The sequence below is a fragment of the Brevibacterium sp. AGC70 genome, assembly GCF_057334195.1.
Map to the genome: position 1 here is coordinate 284,569 of NZ_JBHFIH010000014.1, position 1,152 is coordinate 285,720.

The following is a 1,152-nucleotide window of genomic DNA, read 5'->3' on the forward strand; positions in this document are numbered from 1 at the left end:
TCGGTGGCATCGTCGGCAGCAGTGTCTGCGTCTGCGTGGTCGAGTTCGTCGTCTGCGGGTTCGGAATTCTTGGAGCTGTCCTCGGCGCCCGAATCCTCAGCGTCGTCATCGATGATGGCAGCGTGACCGCGGACAACCTCGGGCACATCAACATACCCTTCGTGGGTGGGAGGAGTCTGACCGGTCTCGACCACGATGGGAATGGATCCGGTCTGGATCCGCACGGAACCGTCCGAGGACAGCGGACCGGCCACAAGGGCTGCACCCTGGATCTGGGCATCCCGAGGCGGCAGAGGCAGAGGCGAGGAGGTGATCTCCTGGTCGGGACGGCGCGGGATCGTCAGGCGGAAGCATGAGCCTTCTTCAGGTTTGCCCCATACCTGCAGCCAACCATTGTGCAGGTGGGCGTCCTCGAGCGAGATCGCCAGTCCCAGACCAGATCCGCCCAGGGTGCGTTTGCGGGCGGGATCCGCACGCCAGAAGCGGTCGAAGACGTGCTCGACCTGTTCGTCGTTCATTCCCACTCCGTGGTCGCGGACACTCACGGCCACCGCCTCGGCGTTGGAGGCGACATAGATGTCGATCGGGTTCGACTCCCCGTGCTCGATCGCGTTGACGACGAGGTTGCGCACGATCCGGGTGATGCGGACCCGGTCGACTTCGGCCATCACCGGCGATGACGGGGCATGGACGACGATGTTCGTGTGCATCTGATCGGCCACCATCGACACTGTCTCGATGATCGAGGTGACGATGGCTCCGATGTCGACCGGCTTGGCCACCAAGGCAGCGGCACCGGCATCATAACGGGAGATCTCAAGCAGGTCCGAGAGGAGATTGTCGAATCTCTCGGCCTGCGAATTCAGCAGCTCAGCGCTGCGGGCAGTGACAGGATCGAGGTCATCACGGGAATCGTAGATGAGGTCCGCCGCAGCCCGAATGGTGGTCAGGGGTGTGCGCAGCTCGTGGGAGACGTCGGAGACGAACTGTCGCTGCAGCACCGACAGTCGCTCCATCTGCTGGATCTGGTGCTGAAGGGTGTCTGCCATGTCATTGAAGGACTCCCCCAGCACCGCGATTTCGTCATTGCCGTGGACGGGCATGCGTTCGTCAAGGTCACCATCGGCGATCAGACGTGCCACCTCGGCGCCC

The 1,152-nt window shown here is 63.3% G+C and carries 1 protein-coding gene; it reads right to left on the bottom strand.

The annotated features are described in order from the left end of the window. Positions 1–1,152: MtrAB system histidine kinase MtrB (gene mtrB, locus ACE03M_RS11545; protein ID WP_485934308.1), on the bottom strand; the 1,152-nt coding region annotated here is incomplete at both ends.